General features: G+C 58.0%; 25 protein-coding genes. 15 read left to right on the forward strand and 10 right to left on the reverse strand.

Going from position 1 to position 26474, the window contains the following annotated elements:
- Window positions 1–176: 176 nt before the first annotated feature.
- The 5 genes from betI (at window position 177) to ahpC (ending at window position 6168) form a co-directional block, all read left to right on the forward strand.
- On the forward strand, window positions 177–770 hold the full coding sequence (betI, locus tag BM035_RS06025) for a transcriptional regulator BetI (RefSeq protein ID WP_014578776.1): 594 nt from the start codon (window positions 177–179) through the stop codon (window positions 768–770).
- A gap of 63 nt (window positions 771–833) precedes the next feature.
- On the forward strand, window positions 834–2303 hold the full coding sequence (gene betB, locus BM035_RS06030) for a betaine-aldehyde dehydrogenase (protein WP_092030695.1): 1470 nt from the start codon (window positions 834–836) through the stop codon (window positions 2301–2303).
- A gap of 25 nt (window positions 2304–2328) precedes the next feature.
- Window positions 2329–4014: a choline dehydrogenase gene (gene betA / locus BM035_RS06035; protein ID WP_092030697.1), complete on the forward strand. Its 1686-nt coding sequence runs from the start codon at window positions 2329–2331 to the stop codon at window positions 4012–4014.
- Window positions 4015–4224: 210 nt separating this feature from the next.
- Window positions 4225–5442, forward strand: a complete 1218-nt coding sequence (locus tag BM035_RS06040; protein ID WP_092030698.1) for a choline transporter — start codon at window positions 4225–4227, stop codon at window positions 5440–5442.
- A gap of 162 nt (window positions 5443–5604) precedes the next feature.
- Window positions 5605–6168, forward strand: coding sequence for an alkyl hydroperoxide reductase subunit C (ahpC, locus tag BM035_RS06045; protein ID WP_008172630.1), 564 nt, complete (start codon window positions 5605–5607; stop codon window positions 6166–6168).
- A gap of 77 nt (window positions 6169–6245) precedes the next feature.
- Here ahpC and BM035_RS06050 read toward each other — a convergent pair whose 3' ends face one another.
- On the reverse strand, window positions 6246–6722 hold the full coding sequence (locus BM035_RS06050) for a peroxiredoxin (protein WP_008172631.1): 477 nt from the start codon (window positions 6720–6722) through the stop codon (window positions 6246–6248).
- A complete protein-coding gene (locus BM035_RS06055) occupies window positions 6703–7458 on the reverse strand; it encodes a DUF3581 domain-containing protein (protein WP_092030700.1) in 756 nt (251 codons plus the stop codon). The genes BM035_RS06050 and BM035_RS06055 overlap by 20 nt, the downstream gene beginning before the upstream one ends.
- Window positions 7459–7717: 259 nt before the next feature.
- Between BM035_RS06055 and ahpF the strand changes: the two genes are divergently transcribed.
- Both ahpF and BM035_RS06065 read left to right on the forward strand, forming a co-directional pair.
- The gene (gene ahpF, locus BM035_RS06060; RefSeq protein WP_092030701.1) at window positions 7718–9304 is read left to right on the forward strand and encodes an alkyl hydroperoxide reductase subunit F; all 1587 of its coding nucleotides are present in this window, start codon (window positions 7718–7720) and stop codon (window positions 9302–9304) included.
- Between the two features lie 190 nt (window positions 9305–9494).
- Window positions 9495–10649 (forward strand): ABC transporter substrate-binding protein, encoded by a 1155-nt coding sequence (locus BM035_RS06065; protein ID WP_092030703.1) that lies wholly within the window; start codon window positions 9495–9497, stop codon window positions 10647–10649.
- Between the two features lie 24 nt (window positions 10650–10673).
- On the opposite strand, the gene BM035_RS06070 is transcribed toward BM035_RS06065, so the two are convergent.
- Window positions 10674–11342 carry a transglutaminase-like domain-containing protein gene (locus BM035_RS06070; RefSeq protein ID WP_092030704.1) on the reverse strand — a complete coding sequence of 223 codons (669 nt, stop codon included), beginning with the start codon at window positions 11340–11342 and terminating at the stop codon, window positions 10674–10676.
- 116 nt (window positions 11343–11458) lie between these two features.
- Window positions 11459–12187 (reverse strand): TrmH family RNA methyltransferase, encoded by a 729-nt coding sequence (locus tag BM035_RS06075; RefSeq protein ID WP_092030706.1) that lies wholly within the window; start codon window positions 12185–12187, stop codon window positions 11459–11461.
- A 156-nt stretch (window positions 12188–12343) separates the two neighbouring features.
- Here BM035_RS06075 and rlmE point away from each other — a divergent pair, with 156 nt between their 5' ends.
- Complete coding sequence (gene rlmE / locus BM035_RS06080) at window positions 12344–12964, forward strand: 23S rRNA (uridine(2552)-2'-O)-methyltransferase RlmE (protein WP_092030707.1); 621 nt, start codon at window positions 12344–12346, stop codon at window positions 12962–12964.
- Between the two features lies 1 nt (window position 12965).
- Here rlmE and BM035_RS06085 read toward each other — a convergent pair whose 3' ends face one another.
- Window positions 12966–14000, reverse strand: coding sequence for a histone deacetylase family protein (locus BM035_RS06085; protein ID WP_092030709.1), 1035 nt, complete (start codon window positions 13998–14000; stop codon window positions 12966–12968).
- A gap of 143 nt (window positions 14001–14143) precedes the next feature.
- Here BM035_RS06085 and BM035_RS06090 point away from each other — a divergent pair, with 143 nt between their 5' ends.
- Together BM035_RS06090 and BM035_RS06095 are read left to right on the forward strand one after the other, a co-directional pair.
- Window positions 14144–14692 (forward strand): YgjV family protein, encoded by a 549-nt coding sequence (locus tag BM035_RS06090; RefSeq protein ID WP_008172644.1) that lies wholly within the window; start codon window positions 14144–14146, stop codon window positions 14690–14692.
- 155 nt (window positions 14693–14847) lie between these two features.
- Window positions 14848–16374, forward strand: coding sequence for a flavin-containing monooxygenase (locus tag BM035_RS06095; protein ID WP_092030710.1), 1527 nt, complete (start codon window positions 14848–14850; stop codon window positions 16372–16374).
- On the opposite strand, the gene mltF is transcribed toward BM035_RS06095, so the two are convergent.
- The gene (gene mltF, locus BM035_RS06100; RefSeq protein ID WP_092030712.1) at window positions 16375–17751 is read right to left on the reverse strand and encodes a membrane-bound lytic murein transglycosylase MltF; all 1377 of its coding nucleotides are present in this window, start codon (window positions 17749–17751) and stop codon (window positions 16375–16377) included.
- A 194-nt stretch (window positions 17752–17945) separates the two neighbouring features.
- Here mltF and BM035_RS06105 point away from each other — a divergent pair, with 194 nt between their 5' ends.
- Together BM035_RS06105 and BM035_RS06110 are read left to right on the forward strand one after the other, a co-directional pair.
- A complete protein-coding gene (locus tag BM035_RS06105) occupies window positions 17946–18866 on the forward strand; it encodes a lysophospholipid acyltransferase family protein (RefSeq protein WP_092030714.1) in 921 nt (306 codons plus the stop codon).
- 69 nt (window positions 18867–18935) lie between these two features.
- The gene (locus BM035_RS06110) at window positions 18936–19391 is read left to right on the forward strand and encodes a DUF302 domain-containing protein (protein ID WP_092030715.1); all 456 of its coding nucleotides are present in this window, start codon (window positions 18936–18938) and stop codon (window positions 19389–19391) included.
- A gap of 40 nt (window positions 19392–19431) precedes the next feature.
- On the opposite strand, the gene BM035_RS06115 is transcribed toward BM035_RS06110, so the two are convergent.
- Window positions 19432–20247 carry a prolipoprotein diacylglyceryl transferase family protein gene (locus BM035_RS06115; protein WP_092030717.1) on the reverse strand — a complete coding sequence of 272 codons (816 nt, stop codon included), beginning with the start codon at window positions 20245–20247 and terminating at the stop codon, window positions 19432–19434.
- Between the two features lie 320 nt (window positions 20248–20567).
- Between BM035_RS06115 and BM035_RS06120 the strand changes: the two genes are divergently transcribed.
- A complete protein-coding gene (locus BM035_RS06120) occupies window positions 20568–21890 on the forward strand; it encodes a DEAD/DEAH box helicase (RefSeq protein WP_008172658.1) in 1323 nt (440 codons plus the stop codon).
- A 149-nt stretch (window positions 21891–22039) separates the two neighbouring features.
- Here BM035_RS06120 and BM035_RS06125 read toward each other — a convergent pair whose 3' ends face one another.
- Together BM035_RS06125 and BM035_RS06130 are read right to left on the reverse strand one after the other, a co-directional pair.
- Window positions 22040–22756: an OmpW/AlkL family protein gene (locus BM035_RS06125; protein ID WP_008172661.1), complete on the reverse strand. Its 717-nt coding sequence runs from the start codon at window positions 22754–22756 to the stop codon at window positions 22040–22042.
- A 158-nt stretch (window positions 22757–22914) separates the two neighbouring features.
- A complete protein-coding gene (locus BM035_RS06130) occupies window positions 22915–23385 on the reverse strand; it encodes a winged helix-turn-helix transcriptional regulator (RefSeq protein WP_053113315.1) in 471 nt (156 codons plus the stop codon).
- A gap of 89 nt (window positions 23386–23474) precedes the next feature.
- On the opposite strand from BM035_RS06130, the gene BM035_RS06135 reads away from it, so the two are divergent.
- Together BM035_RS06135 and bamE are read left to right on the forward strand one after the other, a co-directional pair.
- Complete coding sequence (locus BM035_RS06135; RefSeq protein ID WP_092030718.1) at window positions 23475–24587, forward strand: NADH:flavin oxidoreductase; 1113 nt, start codon at window positions 23475–23477, stop codon at window positions 24585–24587.
- Window positions 24588–24742: 155 nt separating this feature from the next.
- Window positions 24743–25048, forward strand: coding sequence for an outer membrane protein assembly factor BamE domain-containing protein (gene bamE, locus BM035_RS06140; RefSeq protein WP_053113314.1), 306 nt, complete (start codon window positions 24743–24745; stop codon window positions 25046–25048).
- Between the two features lie 30 nt (window positions 25049–25078).
- On the opposite strand, the gene pntB is transcribed toward bamE, so the two are convergent.
- The gene (gene pntB, locus BM035_RS06145; RefSeq protein ID WP_053113313.1) at window positions 25079–26470 is read right to left on the reverse strand and encodes a Re/Si-specific NAD(P)(+) transhydrogenase subunit beta; all 1392 of its coding nucleotides are present in this window, start codon (window positions 26468–26470) and stop codon (window positions 25079–25081) included.
- Window positions 26471–26474: the final 4 nt, after the last annotated feature.

Consider the following 26474-nt stretch of genomic DNA (forward strand, 5'->3'; position numbering starts at 1 on the left):
CCGTCACAACCGCGCCATATCAGAGTGGCGCGAGGCTTCCCTGCTTTCTGATCAGGTTTGAATTCCCCGCCTCGCTTCTGTAAGATTTTTATTAATTGAACGTTCAATTAATAAAAAGCAGGGCTGATTGGTGCTGCTTTTCAACACCGGAAACAAGACGAGTAACCGAAGCCGCCATGCCAAAAGTTGGGGTCAAAGACACACGCAAGCAGCAGCTGATTGAAGCCACCATGCATTCGATTGCCGAGCTGGGCATGCAGAACACCACCATTGTGAGCATCAGCAAACGGGCGGGCATGTCCTCCGGGATTATCAGCCATTATTTCGGCGGCAAGCAGGGTCTGATTGAGGCGGCCCTGCGTTATCTGCTCGATCAACTGGGCAAGGAACTGCGGGAGCGCATGGCCAAGACCGACCGCTCCCCGGAACAGCGGCTCAATTGCATCATCGAGTCGAACTTTTCCGAGTTTCAGCGTTCTGCGCTGGCGGCCAAGACCTGGCTGAGCTTCTGGGCCCGGTCGATGCATGAGCCGGGGCTCAAGCGGCTGCAGCAGATCAACAACGCCCGGCTGTACAGCAACTTGCGATATTCCTTCGCACAGGTGCTTGAACCCGGCGCAGCGACCGAGGCCGCCCGGCAAACCGCGGCAATGATCGATGGGTTCTGGTTGCGCAGTGCCCTGAGCCTGGACCCGGCAGAGAGTTTTGAAGCCGGTGAGCGGCTCTGCAAGAAATTTGTCCACGAGACACTGGCGCAGGCAACCGCCTGAGCCGGGATTGATTCGAACGGCCCACAAGGCCTGAAGATACCGAACCGAGGTTAATTACCGACTATGTCTGCATCTCTTCCTGTTGTTCAGAATTTCGTCCATGGCCGTTTCCTGGCCAACAGCACCGGCGAAACCTTTCCCGTGGTGAACCCGGCCACGGGTCAGGTTATCTACGAAGTGGAAGTGGCGGATGAATCCGTGCAGCAGGCCGCCATTGAAAGTGCCCGTGCCGGTTTTGCCGAGTGGTCTGCCATGACTGCCATTGAGCGCAGCCGGATTCTGCTTCGGGCGGTTGCGCTTCTGAGAGAGCGTAATGATGAATTGGCTGCCGCAGAGGTGCGCGATACTGGCAAGCCCTGGCAGGAAGCAGAAGCCGTGGATGTGGTCACCGGTGCCGATGCGGTTGAGTTCTTTGCCGGCCTGGCACCCTCCATCGAAGGTAACCAACAGGACCTGGGCGGTGATTTTTACTACACCCGCCGGGAGCCCCTGGGCATCTGTGCCGGCATTGGCGCCTGGAACTACCCGATCCAGATCGCCTGCTGGAAATCCGCGCCGGCCCTGGCCTGCGGCAACGCCATGATCTTCAAGCCATCCGAGGAAACCCCCATGGGTGCGGTGAAGCTGGCGGAAATCTTTACCGAAGCGGGCGTGCCGTCGGGCGTATTCAACGTGGTGCAGGGCGCCGCCGAAGTGGGCCAGTGGCTGACCCACCACCCCGAGATTGCCAAGGTCTCCTTCACGGGAGAAGTGGCCACCGGCAAGAAGGTGATGGCAGCGGCATCCTCCACCCTGAAGGACGTCACCATGGAGCTGGGCGGGAAGTCACCGCTGATCATCTTTGACGATGCGGATCTTGAGAACGCCATTTCCGCCGCCATGGTCGGCAACTTCTACACCCAGGGTGAGATCTGCACCAACGGCACCCGGGTGTTTGTTCATGAAGATCTGTACCCGCGCTTTATCGAACGTCTGCTGGAACGCACCCGCAACAATATCAAGCCCGGCGACCCGATGAATCCGGACACCAATTTCGGCGCGCTCATCTCCGCAAAACACCGGGATCTGGTGCTCGATTACATCGCCAAAGGCCTGTCCGAAGGCGCGACTCTCAGCCACGGCGGTCGGGCCTTCGAGCCTGAGGATTCCAAGGGCGGCTATTTTGTGGAACCCACCATTTTCACCGACTGCACCGATGATATGACCATCGTAAAGGAAGAGATTTTCGGGCCGGTGATGTCGGTCCTTACTTTCCGCGATGAGGACGAGGTGATTGCCCGCGCGAATAACACGGATACGGGTCTGGCCGCTGGCGTGTTCACCAACGATATCCGTCGGGCCCACCGGGTGATTCACCAGATCCAGGCCGGCATCTGCTGGATCAACAGCTACGGCGCTTCCCCGGCGGAAATGCCGGTTGGCGGCTACAAACTCTCCGGCATCGGCCGCGAGAACGGGCGCGAAACCATTGCGCACTACACCCAGATCAAATCGGTGTATGTGGGCATGGAAGATTTGGACGCACCCTTTTAGTCGCAGGCCACACAGGAGAGCGCGTATGACAGAAAATCGATACGACTACATCATTGTGGGTGCGGGTTCCGCCGGTTGTGTACTGGCCAACCGCCTGACCGAGGACGCGCGCCACCGGGTGCTGCTGCTGGAAACCGGCGGCAGCGACAAGAGCATCTTCATCCAGATGCCCACCGCCCTTTCCATTCCCATGAAGACCAAGAAATACGCCTGGCAGTTCGAGACCGAGCCGGAGCCGTTCCTGGACAACCGTCGCATGCACTGCCCACGGGGCAAGGTGCTGGGGGGGTCTTCCTCCATCAATGGCATGGTCTATGTCCGTGGCCACGCCCGGGATTTTGACGAATGGGATTCCGAGGGCGCTACCGGCTGGCATTACCGCAACGTCCTGCCCTATTTCAGGAAGGCCGAGACCTGGGCCTTTGGCGGCAATGACTACCGGGGCGATAAGGGCCCGCTCGGTGTGAATAACGGCAATAACATGCAGAATCCGCTCTACAAGGCCTTTATCAGGGCGGGTTCCGATGCCGGTTACTTCGAGACCGATGATTACAACGGTACGCAGCAGGAAGGCTTCGGCGCCATGCACATGACCGTGAAGAACGGTCGTCGCTGGTCCACTGCGAACGCCTATCTGCGCCCGGCCATGGAGCGCGATAACCTGACTGTGGTCACCCATGCGTTGGTGCACAAGGTGTTGCTCGATGGCAAAACCGCCACCGGTGTCCGTTACGAGCAGGGCGGCAAGGTGCACGAGGCGAAAGCCGCCGAAGAGGTCATCCTATCGGCCGGCTCGATCGGCTCACCCCATCTGCTCCAGCTGTCCGGGATTGGCAAGCGTGAGGTACTGGAAAAGGCTGGTATCGAGGTAAAGCACGAGTTACCAGGCGTCGGTGAGAACCTGCAGGACCACCTGGAGTTCTACTTCCAGTACCGCTGCAAACAGCCGGTGTCGCTCAACGGCAAGCTGGATTGGTGGAACAAGCTGAAGATCGGTGTTCGCTGGATTCTCCGCAAGGACGGCCTGGGCGCCACCAATCACTTCGAGTCCTGTGGCTTTATCCGGTCCAAGGCCGGCGTCGAGTGGCCCGACCTGCAATATCACTTCTTACCGGCAGCCATGCGCTACGACGGTAAAGAAGCCTTCAACGGAGACGGATTCCAGCTGCACATTGGTCACAACAAGCCGAAAAGTCGGGGCTTTGTGCATGTGCAATCGGCCGACCCGAAACAGGCACCGACCATCCGCTTCAATTATCTGCAGCACGAGGCAGACCGGGAGGGCTTCCGGGACTGTGTGCGCCTGACCCGGGAAATCATCAACCAGCCGGCCATGGACGAGTACCGGGGAGCGGAGATCCAGCCCGGTGCCGAGGTCCAGACCGACGAGGAAATTGATGCGTTTGTCCGCCAGGCGGTGGAGAGCGCCTACCACCCGTCCTGCTCCTGCAAGATGGGCACCGACGAGCTGGCGGTGGTGGACCCGGAGACGCGGGTTCACGGTATCCGGAATCTCAGGGTGGTGGATTCGTCCATCTTCCCGACCATACCCAATGGCAACCTGAATTCGCCCACCATCATGGTGGCCGAGCGGGCAGCCGATCTGATCCGGGGCAGGGAGCCCCTGCAACCTTCTGACGCGCCTGTGGTGATGGACGACCAGTGGCAGACACGTCAGCGACCGGGACAGGCAAAGCGCGCGCTCGCATAGCGCGTCGTCATCCCACCCGGGCGTGCAACGCGCCCGGGGTTTTGCAAGCCCTCAGGATTTCCCTATCAGCGCGACGGTGTTCTGCCGTTTTCGGGCGCCCGATAGGCAAGTCCTGGGTTTGTGTCCGATTCGAAAGAAGCAGCGCTTACCAAGTAGAGGAGGAACACCCATGCTGTTCATTGCAAAGAAACAAAGTAACCGGAGGACCTTATGACACTCTGGTTATCTGCAGGTCTGATCTTCACCTTCGCCGCCATTGTGCTGATCCTGTACAAATGGTGGGACATCCAGTGCATCGGCGTAACGCCGGTACGAACCTTCACCTTTATCGCCATCCTGTTCACCTCAGGTCTGGATGTGGGGCTGATCATGTTCCCGCTGACCGAGTTCGGTGGCTATGGCGATCTGTCGGCAAGCCCGGAGTACGGCTTTGCCAATCCGCTGGCTATCGAATTCGGGTTCTGGGCGTTCCTGATCTGGGGCTTCTATTTCCTGACCTGTTTTTACTTCGCGATCATTGAGCCGCGGGTGCAGTTCTTCGAGATTCCGTTGGTGAAGGTCGTAAACAACGTGGTAATCATCGGAACCTGTGCGTTTACCGCCTATCTGCTGCTGGTGAATCTGCCCTGGTACCTGCCCATGCTCGGTGATGGCGAATCGGTGGTACCAGCGTTCTACTTCATTGTATTTGCCTCGATTGCGCTGGCGGTCTATTCCAGCTCCAAGATCAAATATGTGCGCATCCTCAGTCTGGGCTCGAGCCTGTTGTTTATTGCCCTGATCGTGGGCATGTGGTTCCGGGCGTTCGTTATGGGTGCGGGCTCACCGGCAGACTTCTTTGGCACCGCCGGATTGATCGGCGAGTACTTCGCCAACATCCACCAGTTTGCCCTGCCGATCAACGACTACCACGAGTTCTACCTGTTCTGGTGGTTTGCCTGGAGCATCATGATTGGCCAGTTTACCGCGCGTTTTGTGAGCGGTATCCGTACCTGGCAGCTGTTGATTGCCATGCTGGTGGTACCGTCCATCGCCATTGGTGTCTGGTTTACCGTGCTTTACCACTACCACGCGGAAGGCCTGCAGATTGCGGCGTTCACCAATCTCGCCATGATTTCGGTGGGTGTGTTGATGGTGGTGAACTCGCTGGATTCATTGATCCGGCTCTATACCGACAACCTCAATCTCACTGCCCAGCGCCTCGGGCGGGTGAACTATGTGGTGTTCAATTTCCTGGCGATGGTTGGTCTGACCATGCTGTTCCAGCTGGATTTCCTGCGGATTCAGTGGGTTGGCGCCCTGGTGATTGCACTGTATTTTGGCTGCTTCGTCTATATCCTGGCGAACAAGCGGGCAGAAGTGGCTGCCATTAAAGCGTCACCGAAAGAAAATATTCTGGACTTTGGAAAGATTGAACTGGCTGGTTAAGACCCCATAAACGGGGTGGCGGAAAAATTCCCTTCAGAAGCCAGGGATAGGTTTTTTCTATCCCTGGCTTGGGAATTATCAATTTTATCCGCACCGCCGATATCCGTACTGTGGGCGCCACAAATTCATTAACTTATGAATCCATCAACAAGGAGTTCTTTAATGGGCATCATTAACAGCGAGATCAAACCGTTCAACGCTACCGCCTTCAAAAACGGCGAGTTCGTTGAAATCAGCGAAGCAGACGTGAAAGGCAAGTGGGCGGTATTTTTCTTCTACCCGGCCGACTTTACCTTCGTGTGCCCGACCGAGCTGGGCGACGTGGCTGACAAGTACGAAGAGCTGCAAAAGCTGGGCGTTGAAGTATTCTCCGTGTCTACCGACACGCACTTCACCCACAAGGCATGGCACAGCAGCTCTGAGACCATCGGTAAGATCAACTACTACATGGTTGGCGACCAGAACGGCACCATCACCAACAACTTTGGTGTGATGCGTGAAGGTCAGGGCCTGGCAGATCGCGCTACCTTCCTGATCGATCCGGACGGCGTGATCCAGGCGATGGAAATCACTGCTGAAGGTATCGGCCGTGACGCAGACGACCTGATGCGCAAAGTGAAAGCCGCTCAGTACGTTCGCAAGAATCCTGGCGAAGTATGCCCGGCCAAGTGGAAGGAAGGCGAAGAAACGCTGACTCCGTCACTGGACCTGGTTGGCAAGATCTAAGCTCTCCTGACGGAAAGCTTGGTTACAAAAAACCCCGGAAAATCCGGGGTTTTTTATGTCTGATGAAAAAGTGAGGTTCAAAGAGCCTCTAGGATGGTTTCGGCGCTGGTCTGGTCCAATCCCTGGGCGTCGATATTCAGCAGCTCGACCTTGCCGTCGTTCACGATCATGGCGTAGCGCTGGCTACGAATGCCCATGCCGTTCGCAGTCCGATCCTGGGTCAGATCCAGAGCCTTGGCGAACTCTGCCACGCCATCGGCCAGCATGACGATTTCTTCGGCGTTGTGGGCCTTGCCCCAGGCGTCCATTACAAACGCGTCGTTTACTGACGTGCAAACGATGCTGTCGATGCCTTTGGCCCGCAGTTTGTCGGCATTTACCACAAAACCGGGTAAATGGGCGGCTGAACAGGTGGGGGTAAACGCGCCGGGTACAGCAAACAGAACGGCTTTCTTGCCGGCAAAGAGTTCACTGGTACGGACTTTCTCAGGGCCTTTTTCGCCCATTACCTGAAGTTCGATGTCTGGCAGGGTATCACCCGGCTGAATTGGCATTGCTGTGGTCTCCGCTGTTGTCCTTGTTGAAATAGTCGGCACCCCGGGCCTTGAGGCGATAGAACTCTTCAATTACGCCGGCCATCGCCTCGGCACAGTACGGCCGCAGACCACTTAATACGAGCCGTTTGGTCACTTCGCCCACTGGTTTGTGATCGGCGGTCAGACGGTATTCCAGGAGAACGTTACCCCGTTTACCGGCTGCCTCCAGGGTGGCGTTGTGCAATTCCAGCCCGGGCGAGGGCAGATCCAGATTCTCCAGGGCCAGGCTCATGCTCTCGTACATCACCATTGGGCGATCAGGATTGAACATCACCCCGTTAGACTCCATTAAAGGTTTCAGGGTATGGGGGAAGTTCTTGCCGGAGGCCGCCACATAGGCACGGGTGATGGTCTCGATCAACTCCTCATCCCGGGTTGTCGCGCCACTGCGGGCCACCTCGATATAGACTTTGCCGGCGTCGTCACAGACTTCAATGGTGTTTTCGGTTTCAACGAACTTGAGCGGCACATTCTCTCCAAGCAGGCTGCGGAACCGGAAGGTCATGTTCTCCGACAGCCCGAACCGGGCGAGCACAATGGCGAAAAGCAGGTCTCCTGGAACGCAGAAACGGCGGGCATCCGGGTCGTGGATGGGATTGAAATCCCCCGCGATTTCCTTGGCGAACTGGCTTGCCTGCAGGGCGGAAATTACGACGTGTCCGTCCTGGACGGAGTGGAAACGGTCTAGAAACATGCGTTGCCTATTCTGGATACCAGAGAATGATGTTGCGACGATATGACAACATCATACTGCGGCAGGCTTTCGGTGGATATGCGCTATTGGTCAAGCCCCAAGCAGCGGTGAATCTGGAGGTATAGCAAAGCCCTATCAAACAGTTTGGGTCAATTAATTTGAGCATTGAGTGGCGGGGCCGTATTGTTGCACCAACTCAACTTAACCACCGTATTTGATTCAAATACTTAGTTCCGAAATTTAAAGGAGAAGTCAGACTATGTTGGATGCCAATATCAAGGAACAGCTCAAGGCCTACATGGACAAGCTGCAGCAGCCGATTGAGCTGGTCGCGGCCTATGACGACAGCAAGAAATCCCAGGAACTCCGGGAGTTGCTGGAAGAGCTGGAGCCGATGTCTTCCAAGATCAGTCTCCGCACTGAAGAATCCAATGACGTGCGTCGTCCGTCCTTCGCCATTAACCGTGTAGGCACTGATATTGGCGTTCGCTTTGCGGGCATCCCCATGGGCCACGAGTTTACTTCCCTGGTGCTGGCCCTGCTGCAGGTGGGTGGCCATCCTTCCAAGGCGTCCCAGGATGTGATCGAGCAGATCCAGTCTCTGGAAGGCCGGTTCGAGTTTGAAACCTACTTTTCCCTGTCCTGCCAGAACTGCCCGGACGTGGTTCAGGCCCTGAACCTGATGAGCGTGTTGAACCCGAACATCACGAACACCTCGATCGATGGGGCCCTGTTCCAGGATGAAGTGGAGCAGCGCGAAGTCATGGCGGTTCCCAGCGTTTACATGAACGGTGAGCCCTGGGGCCAGGGCCGTATGACCCTGGAAGAAATTGTTGCCAAGCTGGACACCAGCTCCAGCGAGAAAGACGCCGAGAAAATCAATCAGAAAGACGCCTTTGAGGTCCTGATCATTGGTGGCGGCCCGGCTGGCGCTTCTGCTGCTATCTACGCTGCGCGGAAGGGCATTTCCACCGGCATCGCGGCCGAGCGTTTCGGTGGCCAGGTGGCTGACACCATGGGCATTGAGAACCTGATTTCCGTACCCTACACCGAGGGTCCGAAACTGGTGGCGGCCATGGAGCAAAACGTCAAGGAATACGACGTGGATATCATGAACATGCAGCGCGCGGAGAAGCTGATCCCGGCGTCACGCCCGGGCATGCTCCACCAGGTAAGGTTGGAAAACGGTGCCACTCTCAAAGCGCGCAGCCTGGTGCTGTCCACCGGTGCCCGCTGGCGCCAGATGGGCGTTCCGGGAGAGGAAGAGTACCGCAACAAGGGTGTGGCCTACTGCCCGCACTGCGACGGCCCCCTGTTCAAGGGCAAGCGCGTGGCGGTAATCGGTGGAGGTAACTCCGGTGTCGAGGCAGCCATCGATCTGGCCGGTATCGTGGGCCATGTAACCCTGATCGAATTCGGTGCCGAGATGCGTGCTGATGAGGTGTTGCAGAAGAAACTGCGGAGTCTGAAGAACGTGGAGATCATCACGTCAGGACAGACCACCGAGATTACCGGGGAGAATGGCAAGGTCAACGGTCTGAATTACACCGACCGCAACTCCGGTGAGCAGCATCACATCTCCCTGGAAGGTGTGTTTGTACAGATCGGCCTGGTGCCCAACACCGAATGGCTGAAGGGTGACATCGAACTCAGCCAGCACGGCGAGATCATCGTTAACGACCGCAACGAAACCTCCATTCCGGGCGTTTTTGCAGCGGGCGACGCGACGACCGTGCCTTACAAGCAGATCGTGATCTCCATGGGCGAAGGTTCCAAAGCCGCCCTCAGCGCCTTTGACTTCCTGATCCGCAATTCTGTGGACGAGAGCGAAGACGAAGCGGCGTAATCGACTTAACGCCGCCTGATGAGAGAGAAAGGCACCGGAGCAATCCGGTGCTTTTTTCGTTTCCGCTGAACATTCCCTCCCGAACTGAGACATTGGTTACGGATCTAGGCTTGTCTGTTACACGACAGCTCGGTAGCTTAGGCCCCGCGAAAGCGAACGTTGCCAGATCGTCCAGAGGGTTGTTCATTACATGAAGTCCTTTCCAGCCCGCTTCCTCATCGGTTTCCTGCTCCTGTTTACAGTTCCTTTGGCAGACGCCGGCACCCGACCAAGCGTTGTTTTTCTTTCCCCGGACGACTCCCGGTTCTGGCAACTGGTGGCCGGTTTCATGGAGGCAGTAGCGGAGGATCTCGAGGTAGACCTGGAGGTTCAGTACGATCGGGAGAGTCATCGATTCAGCTATCTTCGCATGGCGAAGGACGTATTGGCCCGCGAAGAAAAGCCCGACTATCTGCTTTTCATGTGCAAGGAGCATGTTACCGAATCCATGCTCAGGCTCGCGGATGGGGCCGGTGTAAAGACGTTTACCTTCAATACCGATGTGCCTGACGCCGCTCGAGCCAGCATCGGTATGCCCCGAAGTGTCTTGTCGGGCTGGCTCGGCCATCTTTCGCCGGACAATATTGCCGCCGGCCGTTCTCTGGTAACGCTGCTGGGCAAACAGGCCGAACAATTGGGGCTGGCCTCCGGCCCCAGTATTCCCATGGTCGCCCTCTCGGGAACCCTTGATTCCTCTGCCACCAAGGACAGGAATGGAGGGTTGCTGGCGGCTGCAATCCAGCAGCGCAGCGAGCTTATGCAACTGGTGTATGCCAACTGGAGCGGCACGCTGGCCCGTGAAAAAACGGAGGTCCTGCTGAAGCGCTATCCGAATACTGTCTCAATCTGGAGCGCGAGTGATGGCATGGCACTGGGCGCGATTGAAGCCGCTCGAAATGCCGGCCGGACGCCGGGCAAAGATCTGTTGGTGGGCGGCGTAGACTGGGAACCTGAGGCCCTGGAAAGTATCCGGCAGGGGGAGTTACTGGTCAGTCTGGGCCGACATTTCATGGGCGGTGGACTTGCCTTGCTCCTGCTGCATGATTATCACCATGGCCAGGATTTCGGAGATATGTCACCGGACTATGTTTTCCGCTACAAGCTGGAACCTGCAACCCGTGAAAATGTTGAGCGGGTGCAGCGCATTATGGACTCGAAGAATTGGAGCGCCATTGATTTTAGGCGCTTCAGCCGCATTGGTGAGACTGAGACCGGGAAAACAGTGCCCGATTCTGATGCCGTGCTGGATGCGATCAGTGGGGCGCTGGCAGGGCAGAGAGCAGACACCGTAGCGAGGAGAGAATAAGGTCTTCCTGGATTCGAGCAGGCTCTAGGGGCTCGATATATCCTGCACCAGACTGCCTTTCGGAGCTTCAGGCTCCTCTTCTTCGGCAAAGAGATGACTGTAGGCCGCCCGGACACCAGAGACGATAAACTCATGGGGCACGTCGTCGAACAGGCCGTGGTCGTTCACATATTCCATGTGCGCGTGGCCATCCTCGGTGTACTCCTGGAACATGGAATCGTGCACCCCATCGAATTCCAGCGGCCCCACCTTCATCAGCTCGCACAGTTGCCGATTGAACGCCGGCGTCGCCTTCACCCATTGGCCATTCAGGAACAGCTCGATATACCCGTGCATACGGAAAATGTCCGACCGCAGCCATTCGATCAGTTTCGGGCTTGAAAGATGGTTGCGTACATCGGCCAGGCCGAGGCGGCTGGGAACGCCAATCGAGCGAGCTGCCGCGCCCAGGAGAACCGCCTTTGGGATGCAGTAGGTTTCGCCGCTTTCCAGAGCGTAGCTGGCACTGAACGTGTTGGCATCGGTCCGGAATACGTAGGGGTTGTAGCTGATGCTGTCACGAACAGCGAGATAGAGCGCCTTGATCTGCTCCACCGGCTCATCAGGAACTCCCTCCAGCTCTGACTCGATCCAGGCCTGCAGCCGGGGATGGTCATAGTCAAAAAAAGCGGTGGGCTGGAGATAGCGTTCCATAGTCATCAGTCCGGTCTCGGGATCAGACTCTGATCGTGCTCAATTGGCAATGCACAGGCAATGGCGGTTTCCGCCAGAACGATTGGGGAAAGTGCTCAGAGCATGGGGTTTGCAGTCTAAAGGTCCCGCATTAATTCGTAGGTGCACATATTCACCGCTGAGGCCAGGTTCAGGGACTCGATCTGCCCCTGGCCTTGAATGCTGTACGACACCGCCTTCAATTGATTGAGGGCCTCCCGCGGCACGCCCCGGGCCTCGTTGCCGAACAGATAACAGTCGTGTTCCCTGAAGCCCCGGGATGCCATCGAACCGCCATTGAGGTCGAGGCAGGCCAGGCTCTGGTATCGGTCGGGAAGGCTTGTCAGAGCAACGTCGGTTTCAAGAGGGACGTGAAAGAGCGCCCCCATGCTGGCTCGCACTACCTTCGGGTTGAAGGGGTCGACACTGCCCGGGCTCAGCAGACACCGGAAACCGCCGAACCAGGCGAGGGTGCGCAGTATCGTACCGAGGTTGCCGGGGTCCTGAACCTCATGCAGGTAAATCGTTTTTTCGCCGGGCACCGGTTCCGCCGGGCGCTCCGGCATGGGCACCACCGCCAGAATCCCCTGGGGTGTTCGGGTGTCGGCGAGCTGTGCCATCTGGCGATCGCTGATGACATGGGTTCTGAACGGGCTCTGCCAGTGCTCATAGGCTCCGGTGACGTAAAGTTCCGAGGCCGTCAGAGCGGGTTGGCGGTCGGCGGCTTTCTGCAGCTCGAGAACCAGGTGTTCGCCCTCAACCAGATAGTGGCCAAACGACTGCCGGTATTTTTTCTGGTGCAGCTTTTTGATGTCGGCCAGATTCACGAGGGGAGTCTCCGGTGAGGTGGGCTTGGTCGGTTCTGAAAAATCACAGAATGCTGGCCGGATTGTACGTGTGGCCAGCGCGGTTGTCAGGGTTTTGCCGCGGCCCGGCGCGGCACGTACAATAAGCGCTTGGCTTTCCCGTTCTGAAGAGACCCCATGGCCCGATCCAAAAGCAGTAACCGCTGGCTCGAAGAGCACGTCAACGACCCCTTCGTGAAGCAGGCGCAGGTGGATGGCTACCGCTCCCGTGCCAGTTACAAGCTACTTGAGATCAACAAGAAGGATCGGCTGATCCACCCCAATATGGTGGTGGTGGATCTGGGCTCTGCACCTGGCGGCTGGTCTCAGGTGGCGGCCAAACTGGTGGGCCATAAGGGCCGTGTCATTGCCTCAGATATCCTCCCCATGGACGCCATTGCCGGCGTCGATTTCATTCAGGGCGATTTCACTGAGAACGACGTGTTCGAGTCGATCATGGCCACCCTGGGTGATGACCCGGTGGACGTGGTGATTTCCGACATGGCTCCGAACATCAGCGGCGTGACCGTGGCCGACCAGGCCTCGTCCATGTATCTCGTCGAACTGGCCCTGGACATGGCAAGCCAGGTGCTCAAGCCCAAGGGCAGCTTCCTGGCCAAGGTGTTCCAGGGCGAAGGGTACGATGAGTACCTGAAATCGGTCCGCGCTGTCTTCGACCAGGTTGTGGTGCGCAAGCCGGATTCCTCCCGCTCCCGCTCCCGGGAAGTCTACATTCTCGGCAAGGGCTTCAAGGGCTGATTCAGCCTGCAGCCCTGTCGAATCCCTGCATGACGTTCACCGCATTCACGCCGATGGCGTCGACGTCGTAACCGCCTTCCATGGTAAATACCGTTGGTAGTCCAAGCCGGGCGAGACGTTGGCCCAGGGTCAGATAATCGCCGGAGGTCAGCTTGAAGAACGAAAACGGGTCCTCTTCGAAGGTATCGACACCCAGGGCAACGACCAGGGCGTCTGGCTGGAATGACTGGATCCGCTCGCAGGCGGTTTCCAGACCCTGACTCCAGACACTGTAGGGCGTGTTTGGCGGGTAAACCATGTTCAGGTTGTAGCCCTCACCGGCGCCCTCGCCAATCTCGTCTTCAAAGCCCAGAAAATGGGGAAACACCAGATCCGGATCGCCATGCAGGCTGATGGTCAGCACGTCGTTGCGATCATAGAAGATTGCCTGGGTGCCGTTGCCGTGGTGGAAGTCCACATCCAGCACCGCGACCTTGCCATAGCCCTGGTCACGAAAAGCCTGAGCCACGATGGCGGCGTTGTTGAAGAAACAGTACCCGCCGAACAGATCGGCATGGGCGTGATGTCCGGGTGGGCGGCACAGGGCAAAGGCAGCGCGCTCGCCTCCGGCCACCAGTTTCTGGGCGGTCAGGGCCACATTGGCGGATGCCCGGGCGGCTTCCCACGTACCATCCGAGATCGACGTCTCCGCCGCGAAGCTGTAATAGCCCAGCCGGCCGTCGATGTCCCTGGGCAGCCGATGGCGCATGCCGCGACCCGCCCAGACCGCCGGGATGGCTTCACCCGGTTTGCCGGCAGCCAACCATTCCTGCCAGCAGGTTTTCAGGAACGCCACGTAATCGGCGGTGTGTACCCGTTTGACGGGCTCCAGGCCATATTCTTCCGGTTCCAGAATCTCTCCCAGCGCCTGTTCTTTCACTCGTGCCAGGATGGTTTCGGCACGGGACGGCTTCTCGTGAGGCTCGATCAGCAGTCCGCCATCCAGTTCGGTTTTGACGTGTCGGCGGCTGTGCAATGGAGAGAATACGGTTTTCATGGTCTTGAGTGGTCCTTGCTGAATGACGTGAGCACTTTGGCACAGGGAGCTTGATGGCTCAAAGGCCCTGATTGTGGCAGGCTGAAACCTTTTGCGGGCAGAGGGGATTACCGATATGGCGACGAGCGACAGGCCGGTAAAGGATGATTGATCTGATCGCGGACATGACCCTCGCCGAGGTTCTGGGCCAGGTGTGCGGTCTTGTAGCCCTGGGTTTCTGCATTGCCGGCTTCGCGAACAAGAATGACGACCGGTTGATGGTGCTGCTGATCTCCGCCAACGTTGCGTTTGCCTTGATGTTCGCGTTCTTCGAGAGCTGGACCGCCTCGGCACTGACCGTTCTGGTGATTGTGCGCATTACTTTGGCGCGCAAGTACCAGGGCAACTGGCCTATTATGCTGGGCATGCTGGCGGTAAACCTGGTCGTTGCCTGGGCGACCTGGAAATCCATCACCGATGTATTCCCCCTCGCCGCCGCCGTTTTCGGCACCGTGGGCATGTTCATGCTCAGGGGTATTCCCCTGCGAATCGTGCTCGGGTTTGCTGCCCTGGCCTGGATGCTCAACAACATCGTTATCGGTTCCGTGGGTGGAACCCTGGCAGAAGGCATGGTGCTGGTCACCAACATCATCACCATCATCCGGCTCTATCGGCTGCAGAAGAAATACCCCGATTTCACGCCCGGGAGTTGAACGGCGCTGCGGGTCGGCGGTTTCGCATCTCGAGACTGACTGAAACAACCAGGGGCAGGGACCACTTTGGCCAATTCCCGACCAGCGCAGCCTGAGCTATCTTGATTCCAGGCCATTGATTATAAAAAGCGGACTGGAATCCGAGAGGACAGGCAATGAGTAACCAGCATTTCGATGTACTGATCATCGGCGCCGGCGTTTCCGGTATTGGCATGGCGTGTCATCTGAAAAGTGAGTGCCCGGGGAAGTCATTTGCCATCCTTGAGCGCCGACAGTCCCTGGGTGGCACCTGGGACCTGTTCCGTTACCCGGGTATCCGCTCGGATTCCGACATGTTCACCTTCGGCTACAACTTCCGCCCCTGGACTGGTGGCAAGGTGCTGGCGGATGGTGCGTCGATCAAGAATTATGTGGCGGAGACCGCGAGGGAACACGACGTTGAGCGCCATATTCGCTTTGGCCTGGCCGTCAAAACGGCGGACTGGTCGGGCGTCGACAAATGCTGGAAGCTCACGGCCCTGAACGAAGAAACCGGGGAAACCGAGCACTACACCGCCAACTTCATGGTCGGGTGTACCGGCTACTACAATTATGATCAGGGCTACAAACCGGACTTCCCGGACGAAAGTGATTTCCGTGGCCAGATTGTGCACCCGCAGCACTGGCCGGAGGATCTCGACTATACGGGCAAGAAGGTGGTGGTCATTGGCAGCGGGGCAACCGCGATCACCCTGGTGCCGACCATGGCGGAGAAGGCCGCGCATGTAACCATGCTCCAGCGCTCACCCACCTATCTGATGCCGTTGCCCTCCACCGACAAGCTGACTCTGGCCCTGCAGAAAATATTGCCCGAGAAAACCGCCTACCGGCTGACCCGGGCCCGGAATATTGCCATCTCCCGTTTTCTATACCAGCGTTCCAGAAAGAGCCCGCAGTTCATGCGTCGGCTTTTCCTGAGCATTATCAAACGCAAGGTGGGCAACACTGCTGACATGCGGCATTTCACCCCGGATTACAATCCCTGGGACCAGCGCCTGTGTGTGGTGAAAGACGGGGATCTTTTCCAGGCCATGAAAGCGGGCAAGGCCTCCATCGCCACCGATCATATTGACCGCTTCACAGAAACCGGCATCCGCCTGAAATCGGGCGAGAAACTGTCTGCTGACATCATCATTCCGGCCACCGGCCTGGATATCCAGATGCTGGGAGGTATCCGGCCGACCGTGGATGGCCAGGAAGTGGTTATGAAAGACAAAGTCATCTACAAGAATGTGATGGTGGAGGGCGTACCCAATGCCGGCATGATCTTCGGGTACACCAACATCTCCTGGACCCTGAAGGTGGATATTGCCGCCGAGTATCTCTGCCGGCTGATGAACCTGATGGACAAGCGTGGCTATCGCACCGTGGTGGCCCGGGACACCGAAAACAGTCGCGGCGACGACACCGTCCTGGGGTCCCTCAATGCCGGCTACATCAACCGCGCCGCTGATCGTCTCCCCCGCCAGGGCACTCACGGGCCCTGGAAGTCGTCCCAGAATTATCTCAAGGACGTCGAAATCCTGCGATTCGAGCCGATTGAGGATGGCTATCTGGAATTCGATGGAAAGCGGACCCACGCGAGCCACAAGGAATCCGGTGGTTTCCTGCGGCCCCTGCGCTCGGCCCTGTTCGGAACCTGATCACTCAAAAGCCGAACGTATGACATCCCGGTAGTTGCGAATGCGCTGCACGTAATGCACCGGCTCATAGCCTCGGGCGTATCCGTAGCGGGTGCTGGGGTAGTATCGCTTGTCGGCTTTCAGGGGTAGCACCTCGGTCATATCCTGCCAGGAGTCCGGATTCTTGTTCAGGTTCCGCGCCAGTTCCCGGGCATCCAGCAGGTGCCCACGGCCGATGTTGTAGCTTGCCAGCGCCAGGAAGGTGCGGTCCGGCTCAGGAATAGTCTCTGGCAGGCGGCGGTGACGGTCGGCCAGATAGCGGGCGCCACCATCAATAGCTGCATCGGGATCGAGCCGGTTGGTTACACCCAGAGATTCGGCGGTTCGTCGGGTCAGCATCATGATGCCCCGGACGCCGGTGGGAGATTTTGCTGCCGGGTCCCAATGGGACTCCTGGTAAGACAGGGCGGCCAGAAGGTCTGCGGGCATCCCGGTTTTGGCCTCGGCTTCCCGGAATTCATCAATGAACTCGGGTAGCCGATCCTCAATCCGACGGTTCAGTGCCCGCAGATCGACAAAATCGAAATCACCGATGTAGGAATAGTAGCGGTTTTCCATCAGGCCGATGGCTTCATCGCCATCCACGCTGTTTATCCACTCGTGGGCATCCGAGCCAAGATCTTCCGAGCCCATGGGCAGGTACCAGCCCAGATTCCGGCCTTCTGTGAGCGTCATTGCCACTTCCAGATGCGGGAAGTGCCGGCGCATTACCTGAACAATGTTGGAATCGGCCACGGTGCAGCCGACGTCCTGTTCCGCGACATCCGAGAGAATCACTTCTGTGGTGCGGTCTGCATCTTCCCGAAACCCGATGCCCGGGTGTTGCTCATTGAGCTTGTTCAGGGTTTCGGCATAGCTGGAGCCGGCAGTCACGACAATATCGGTGCCCGGGATGTCTTCGGGCTTCCGGGGCATGGGGCGTGCATCGCGATGGCAGACCAGTTGTTCGGTAATCTCGGTGTGGGCCGGGCCCCGGGCGAAACGCTCATCCCGGGAGGCCAGATGGGTCAGCCCGGCTGCCGCCAGGTGGGTATTGCCGGATTCCAGCGCAGCCAGAACTTCGCTGGTGGATTCCAGCATGGTCCATTCCACCTCCCAGCCACGCTGTTCGGCGTAGGCGCTGATCAGCGCATGCTCGGGACCGACAGGATTTTCGTGGCGATCCAGGTAATAGGTGGTGGAGCCATTGCGGGTGGCGACCTTGAGAGTCCCGGTTTCCGACGGTGGTTTGAGCTCTGCTGTCGGCTGTGTTGTCGTCTGTTGGCTGTTATTTTCACTGCAGCCGGCGAATACGAGCGGCAGGATAAGAATGCCGGGGGCGAACTTCCATCGGGACATAGCGAGGAATTTCCTGTCTTTTAGGATGATTTCTACGTATAAACGCGTATCTCCTGTAAACCATACTCCTGAATTCCGGAATTGGATCCCCTTTTGGGCCAACAAGGCCCATGAGGATCTCAAGTATCCCGCCAGCGGAGAATGTGTCAGGCTTACCGACCCCTTCCTTATTACAGATCACAGGCGATCGTTGTATGGCCTCCGGTAGAAAAAGTAGAAAACGCGCTCTCTGGCATCCCGCTTTTTGGGGGGCCTGGGCTCTGGTCTTCCTGCTCTGGCTTTTCTCATTTCTTCCCATGGGACTGAAGCAGCGCTTTGGTCGCTGGCTGGGCAGGCTGCTTTCCAGAAAAATGCGATCCCGGGCCAGGGTTGCGGACGCCAATCTCGCCGCCTGCATGCCGGATCTGGATGAAGCAACCCGTCGCCAACTGGTTGAGGATGCCTTTGTGGCCTCGGCGCGTGGCGTTCTGGAAAGCGTTCATGCCTGGTGGCGGGATATGACTCCCTATTGCGAAAGCGCCTCGGTATATGGCACCGAGCACCTCGAAGAAGCGAAACGACGCGGCAAGGGTGTGTTGCTGATCGGTGGTCACTACAGTATTTTTGATTTTGCACTGCCCTTGATTGCCTGCAAGCTCGAGAAGCCGGGTTACATGTATCGCCCCAACAACAACCCGGTGATCGACCGTATGATCGAACGCGGCCGCCGACGCCATTTTGGTATCCGGCCCTTCACCAAGCGTCAGATCAGACCCATGTTGTCGTTTCTTAAGGAAGGGGGGCAGGTCTGGTTCGCCTGTGATCAGGATTTCGGCAACAAGTCGGAGGTGTTTGTGCCCTTTTTCGGGGTCAGTGCCGGCTGTATTACGTCGCCGAGCTACATTGCCCGGGAATCCGGCGCCGCCGTTATCTGCGTGAGTCACCTGCGAATGCCCGATGGCAGTTACCGGGTGGTGTTCTCTCCGATTCAGGAGTCCTTTGGCGAACATCCGGAACAGGACGCCAAAGTCTGGAACGGTTTTATTGAAGCCACTGTTCGTGAGCAACCCGATCAGTACCTCTGGCTGCACAAGCGATTCAAGAGCAGGCCAGAAGGTGCGGCAACGATATACTGAGGCGCGTTCATGCGTAACGCCTGCCTCTGTTCTATCCTGAAAACTTCAACAAACCCTCTGGAGGATACTATGCGCTGCACTCTCAGACTGGTTCTGGTGGCATCGGCTCTGCTGTTCGCCACGCTCACCCATGCCGCAGATGGACTGGTCGCGATCAAAAGCAGTCACGATGTAAAAGCCACGGCCGACAAACTCGAGTCTGTGCTCAAAGAGAAGGGCATGACGGTCATGGCTCGCGTTAATCATCAGCAGGGCGCGGAAAAAGCCGGTCTGGAATTGCGTCCGACCGAAGTGGTTATTTTCGGCAACCCCAAAGTCGGCACACCGCTGATGCAGTGCGCCCAGAGTGTCGCCATCGACCTGCCCCAAAAAGCCCTGATCTGGGAGGATGCCAACGGAGAGGTGTGGCTGGGTTACAACGACCCGCAATACCTCAAGAGCCGCCATGGCATTGAGGGGTGCGATGAGGTGCTCGGAAAAGTAAGCGGCGCACTGGGAAATTTTGCCAAAGCGGCAACCCGGTAGATAAAAACGCCATGCGGTTAACGGGCACAGCGGGCCTGGTTCACTGGTCGGGTCCGCGGATCTTTTCCAGGCCCCTGGCCAGTGTTGCCCGTGACAGCTCGCCCATGTGGGAATCGATCAGTTCGCCCTGGGCATTGTAGAAAAGCGTTGTTGGCAAGCCATTGCTGCCCACGGCGCGTGCCAGCTGGGCCTGATCGTCCCGGTAAAGGTTGTTCAGGTTCAGGCGGTTTTCCTCAAGAAAGGAACGGATGGTCTCGGGCTGTTCCCGCTGGTTGGCAAACACAAACGCGATATCCGGATAGATGTGTTGGGCTTCCTCCAGCACCGGCATTTCCCGGATGCAGGGTGGGCACCAGGTTGCCCAGAGGTTCACGACCAGGGGTTGGCCGGGAGCCAGCCGGGACAGGTTGATCACTTCACCATTGAGCGAGCGCAGGGCCACGTCCGGCATACTGCGGGCCTGCTGTTCGATCAGTGTAATGGTGCCTGCGGTACCGGCCCAGAACAGGGCGCCCGTTAACGCGGCGGTAGCCAGCGGCTTGCGTTGTGCTCTCCTGCGCCACATCAGAAAGCCGGTGAAGATGATGGCGCCTATGACACCCCAGAGCACATCGAAACCGCCGTCACGGATATCAATGATGCCCAGCAGGTCGTTCTGGTAATGCTCGAAATAGCTGATTACGAAACCGATCCGGGCGCTCAGCATCGCGACTACAAAGATATCGGCCACCGATCCGGCTACCGGCACCCGATATTTGCGGCCCAGCACCCCTCCAACCAGCAGAGCCAGGCCGAAGGCGATAACCAGGAGAAGATGGCCGATGGACAGGCTCACTGGGCCGATACTGACGCTCATTCTGACAAATCCCTGTGTGGTTCGGTTTCGTAAAGGCAGTCTGACTCGAAGATGCAATCCAGGTTCCTTCGGATGCTTATTATAATCACCTATGGCTAATTGGCCGGGGCTCTGTTAATGTGCCCGCATCCTGCCTCTAGGGATTCCGCAGTTTAAGGCTTTAAGCCCGTGCGACCTTTCCATACGACCTGTCAGAGGACGTCACCCCGATAACGGCGCGTGACCGTAGTCGTCTTTTATTCCATGAATGTTCATGGCATCTGCCCGCATTCACCGAGAACGGTGGTCGTGGAGGCAGAATAATCAAGAGTTGATCCAATATGAGTTTTTCTTCACTCGGTTTGTCCGAGCAGCTGGTCCGTGCCACGTCTGACCAGGGTTATGAAACCCCGTCTCCCATTCAGGCCCAGGCCATTCCCGCCGTGCTTTCTGGCCGGGACGTTATGGCTGCTGCCCAGACCGGTACCGGCAAAACCGCCGGTTTTACCTTGCCCTTGCTGCAGCGTCTGGGTGAAAACCCGCGCACCGGCAAAGGCCCCCGCGCGCTGATCCTGACGCCCACCCGTGAACTGGCGGCACAGGTTCACGACAGCGTGAATCTTTACAGCAAATACGTTCCTACCAAGGCCGCGGTGGTTTTCGGTGGTGTGAAAATCAATCCGCAGATGATGAAGCTGCGCAAAGGCCTGGACGTGCTGGTGGCAACACCGGGCCGCCTGATGGACCTGTATCAGCAGAACGCTGTGCGCTTCAACGAAGTGGAAATCCTGGTGCTGGACGAAGCCGACCGCATGCTGGATATGGGCTTTATTCGCGACATCCGCAAGATTCTTGCGCTGCTGCCAGCCAAGCGCCAGAACCTGTTGTTCTCCGCCACCTTCTCGAACGAGATCCGGACTCTGGCCGAAGGTCTGCTGGATAACCCGGTTCAGGTTGAAGTGGCGGCTCGAAACACCTCTGCCGAAAACATCAAGCAGTCTGTCTACCCGGTGGATCAGAGCCAGAAAACCGCCCTGCTGAGCAAGCTGGTGCGTGACAACAGCTGGGACCAGGTGCTGGTGTTTACCCGCACCAAGCACGGTGCCAACCGCCTGACCCAGAAACTGGAGAAGGACGGTATTACCGCTGCTGCCATTCACGGCAACAAGTCGCAGGGTGCCCGCACCCGCGCGCTGGCGGACTTCAAGGCTGGCGAAGTGCGTGTGCTGGTGGCAACGGATATCGCTGCTCGTGGTCTGGACATCAAGCAGCTGCCCCAGGTGGTGAACTTCGAACTGCCCAACGTGCCGGAAGACTATGTGCATCGTATTGGTCGCACCGGCCGTGCCGGTGAAAGTGGTCACGCCCTGTCACTGGTCAGTGCCGATGAAGGCAAAATGCTCGCCGGTATCGAAAGACTGATTAAGAAGCAGCTGCCGCGCACGGAAGTGGAAGGCTTTGAGCCTACCAACAACCTGCCGCTGAAACCGAAAGCCAAGGCCGATCCCAGCCGCGCCCGTACCCGCAGTAGTAACGGTGGTGGCAATGGCCGGCCCGGAGGCAAGCCGAAAAGCTTTGGGGACAAGCCAGGTGGCCGCAGTGGTGGCCGGAGCCAGAATGGCGGTGGTCAGCGAAGCCGCTCAGCCCAGCGCCAGAGTGCCTGAGGCAGGTCAGGACAGTTCAGGAAGGCGGGGCAGGTGCTCCGCCTTCCTGTTTCTGGCGGACAAAAAAAAGGCGGGGCCGGAGGGCCCCGCACAGGAGAACGCACCTTCCGCCAGCCAACAGACCGTGGCGACTGACGGAGGCACGGGGATCAAAACTTGTAGGACAGGCCTACCATGTAGACCCAGGGGTCGATATCAACGTCAATGGTGCTGGTGTCTGCTTTAGTGTTGCCAGCGTAGGCGTTGATGGTGGCCTCGGTATCGATGTCTGCGTACCAGATAGCGGCGTTTACACCGATGTTGTCTGTGACCATGTAATCCAGGCCAATCTCAGCTGCCAAGCCAAAGCTGTCATCCAGTTCGATGTCGGTGCGGTCCACGCCTGAGGCGAGTGTTGCATAGGTATCGGTCAGAGTCTGGGTGGTTTTCTCTTCAAAGAAGTTGGTGTAGTTCACGCCAACGCCAACATAAGGCTGGAACTTGCTGCCACTTGGCATCGGGAAGTATTGCAGCGTGATGGTTGGCGGCAGTTGCTTGGTTTCGGCCAGTTTGCCGGCGCCACCCAGAATGGATCCATCACCTTCAATGTTGTGCTTGAACGGCGTCGCGCCCAGAATACCCAGAGCAATCTGATCAGTGAACATATAGCTCACGGTCAGGCCCAACTGAGTGTTGGAATCAACGCTAACCTTGGCGCCGTCAAGCTCACCAAGAGCATTGGAGTTCAAATTGCTGCTGGAGGAATCCGGATCAACAGTCACCACGCCAACGCGGCCAATAAAATCACCAGCTTCGTACGCTTGAACAGCCGGCGCCGCAGCCATAACCGCTGCAGCCAGAACACCAAGTTTAAATGTGCGGGACATATCCATCTCCTTAACCTGAATCGTTGATGGCTTCAGATTAGTGGCAGCGGAGAAAGGAAACTTGATTTAGCGCAAGATTGGCCGGGCAGGGGGGCTGGTTTGATCGCAAGATTGACGTAGCTCAAGAAATCGGGCGGCGCCGCGATTACTGCGGAGAGTCAGGCCGAGTTCTTTTTTCGCACTGGCAGGCTTTCTTCCGGAACAAACACATCGCGAATGGACAGGGCTTTGCCATCGGCGTCCTGGACTTCCACCGTGTGTATCGGGCGACCGGTGGCGCGGTCGCGCAGGTCCAGCGGAGCCTCATCCGGGGCGGGGTTCCATTTATCTCCCCACTGGCGCAGGGCAATCACCACCGGGAACAGATCCCGGCCTTTCTCAGTCAGGCGGTATTCAAAGCGGGAGCCGTGTTCGCCCACATCCACCTTGCGCAACACCTCGTTATCCACCAGCCGGGCCAGACGATCGCAGAGGATATTCTTGGCAATGCCCAGTTCCTGCTGGAAGTCCACGAACCGGCGGGTGCCATACATGGCGTGTAGTACGATCAGCAGGGACCACCAGTCACCCACTTCATTGAGGGCACGGGCGACGGAGCAACTGGAGTCATCAAAACGTTTTCTGGCCATGGTGGGAGTGTACTGAATAGGGTTGCATTTTAAAACCAGATTCAATATGGTTGCTTAACGAAACCAAACTAGTAAGGTTGCACATTACCATGAGCATGAATCTTGGCCCGCTTTTCGAACCTTTTGAGCTCCACAATCTCAAGCTGCGGAACCGGGTGGCGATGGCACCGATGACCCGCAACTTCTCGCCTGATGGTGTGCCGGGTGAGGATGTTGTGGCCTATTATCAGCGCCGCGCCGAAGCCGGCGTTGGTCTGATCATTACCGAAGGCACTACAGTAAATCACCCCGCCGCCAGTGGTTATCCCAATGTGCCGGCATTTCATGGTTCCGACGCCCTTCAAGGCTGGAAAAACGTTGTTGATGCCGTGCACGAAGCCGGTGGAGCCATTTTCCCGCAACTCTGGCACGTTGGCGCCGTACGCAAGGAAGGCACACCTCCGGATCCTTCGGTGCCCGGTTACAGCCCATCCGGTCTGTTTGGCCCTGGCAAGCCCAACGGCAAAGCCATGACCAAAGAGGATATTGAGGACGTGGTCACCGCCTTTGCCGATGCCGCCCAGGATGCCAAAGCCCTCGGTTTTGATGGTGTCGAGATCCACGGTGCCCATGGCTACCTGCTGGACCAGTTCCTGTGGGAAGGCACCAACCAGCGGGACGATGAATACGGCGGCTCTATGGAAAACCGCCTGCGCTTCGTGGTCGAAATCGTTGAGGCGGTGCGCCATCGCGTCGGGCCTGATTTCCCGATCATGCTGCGGTTCTCCCAGTGGAAGCAGCAGGATTACGAAGCCAAACTGGTGAACAGCCCTGAGGAACTCGAACGGTTCCTGAAGCCACTGGTGGAAGCCGGTGTGGACATTTTCCACGCCTCTACCCGCCGGTTCTGGGAGCCGGAGTTTGAAGGCTCGGATCTGAACCTCGCAGGCTGGACCCAGAAGCTTTCCGGCAAGCCGACCATGTCCGTGGGCAGTGTCGGGCTGACCGAAGATTTCATCAGCGGCACCTTTGCCAGCAAGCAGGAAGCCGTTGAGAAGGCCGGCATCGATGAGCTGGTGGAGCGGATGAATAACCACGAGTTTGAGCTGATCGCCGTTGGCCGGGCACTTCTGCAGGATCCCGAGTGGCTGATCAAGGTGAAAGAAGGCCGGTTGAACGAAGTCGAATCCTTCGCCAAGAAGTCCCTCGCCAAGCTGTTTTGATTATCCCCTTCGGTCGGACGATCGAAACTTGCCGCAGCGCCTCCCGGCCTGCGGCTTTTTTTGTTCCCGGAAACCTGTCGTCTTCGTAATCGCGTCTGCTCATAGACACGCTATGATGGGTGAAATTCACCCGAATATGAGGGATCCCTATGTCGATGATTGGTTCGGTTAAAACGCTGTGCGTGGCCTTGGTGATGGCGGCCATGGTGGGCTGTGCGACTGTCGGCAAAGACTTCGCCACCCACAATGTGGACCAGATCCAGATTGGTGAAACCACGCGGGCCGATATCCAGGAGATGTTCGGCGAGCCGTGGCGCACCGGGATCGAAGACGGCAAACGCACCTGGACCTATGGCAAGTACAAGTGGTCTGCCTTCGGTGAAGCGGAAACCACCGACCTGGTGGTGCGGTTCAACCAGGACGGCACCGTGTCGTCCTACGTGTACAACACCACCGAATAACTCCCGAAGAAAACAGGCGCGGGGCTGCCTTCAGCCCCGCAAGCCTCCTACCAGCTTATCGATGCTTTCCTTGGCATCGCCGAACAGCATACGGGCGTTGTCCTTGAAGAACAGTGGATTCTCCACCCCGGAATAACCGGTGGCCATGCCCCGCTTGAGGATAACCACCTGGTGGGCCTTCCAGACCTCCAGCACCGGCATGCCGGCAATCGGACTGCCCGGGTCTTCGGCGGCGGCCGGGTTCACGGTGTCGTTGGCGCCGATGACCAGCACCACGTCGGTATCCGGGAAGTCATCGTTGATTTCGTCCATTTCCAGCACGATGTCATAAGGGACGTGGGCTTCCGCCAATAGCACGTTCATATGCCCTGGCAGACGGCCGGCCACCGGATGAATGCCGAAACGCACGTTTACGCCCCGTTCCCGAAGGATCTTGGTCATCTCGCTGACGCCGTTCTGGGCCTGGGCCACCGCCATACCGTAACCGGGCACAATGATCACCGACTGGGCGTTGCGCAACTCCTCGCAGACATCATCGGCACTGGATTCGTGCACCGTTTGATCGGCGTCCGCGGCCGCCGAACTGCTGCTGGTCTGGCCGAAGCCACCGAGAATCACGCTGATGAACGAGCGGTTCATGGCCTTGCACATGATGTAGCTGAGGATGGCACCGCTGCTGCCCACCAGGGCACCAACGACAATCAGCAGATCATTGCCCAACATGAAACCGATGGAAGCGGCGGCCCACCCGGAGTAACTGTTTAGCATGGATACCACCACCGGCATGTCGGCGCCGCCAATAGCCATGATCAGGTGAATGCCGAGGACCGAGGCAATGGCGGTCATCAGGATCAGGGCAACGATTCCCAGGGCCATGCTCTCGGTGCCCAGGAACCAGGCCCCGAGCAAGACGCAGACAATGATCGCTGTCAGGTTCATCAGATGCCGTCCGGGCAGGGTCAGCGCCTTGCTGTCGATTCGGCCGTCCAGTTTGCCGCAGGCCACCAGTGAACCAGTGAAGGTAATGGCACCTATAAAAATGCCGACAAACACCTCCACCAGTTTGATGGTGTGCTCGGTACCGGAGGTGGCAATCAACGGCTCGATATAACCGGAAAAACCTACCAATACCGCCGCCAGACCCACGAAACTGTGGAGCAGGGCGACCAGCTGAGGCATCTGGGTCATTTCCACCTTGTTGGCGATGGGAATGCCAATGCCGGCACCGAGCAACACGGCAATGATGATGGCGGTAATGCCTCCGTCTACGCTGGCCAGAGTGGCCCCCACCGCGATGATAATGCCGGCGACGCCGTAGAGATTACCGCGCCGTGCCGATTCCTGGTGGCTGAGGCCACCCAGGCTGAGAATAAACAAGATACTTGCGACCACGTAGGCCACGCTCACCAGTCCTGTGCTCATATCG

The organism is Marinobacter sp. DSM 26671, from assembly GCF_900112835.1.
Lineage (GTDB): Bacteria > Pseudomonadota > Gammaproteobacteria > Pseudomonadales > Oleiphilaceae > Marinobacter > Marinobacter flavimaris.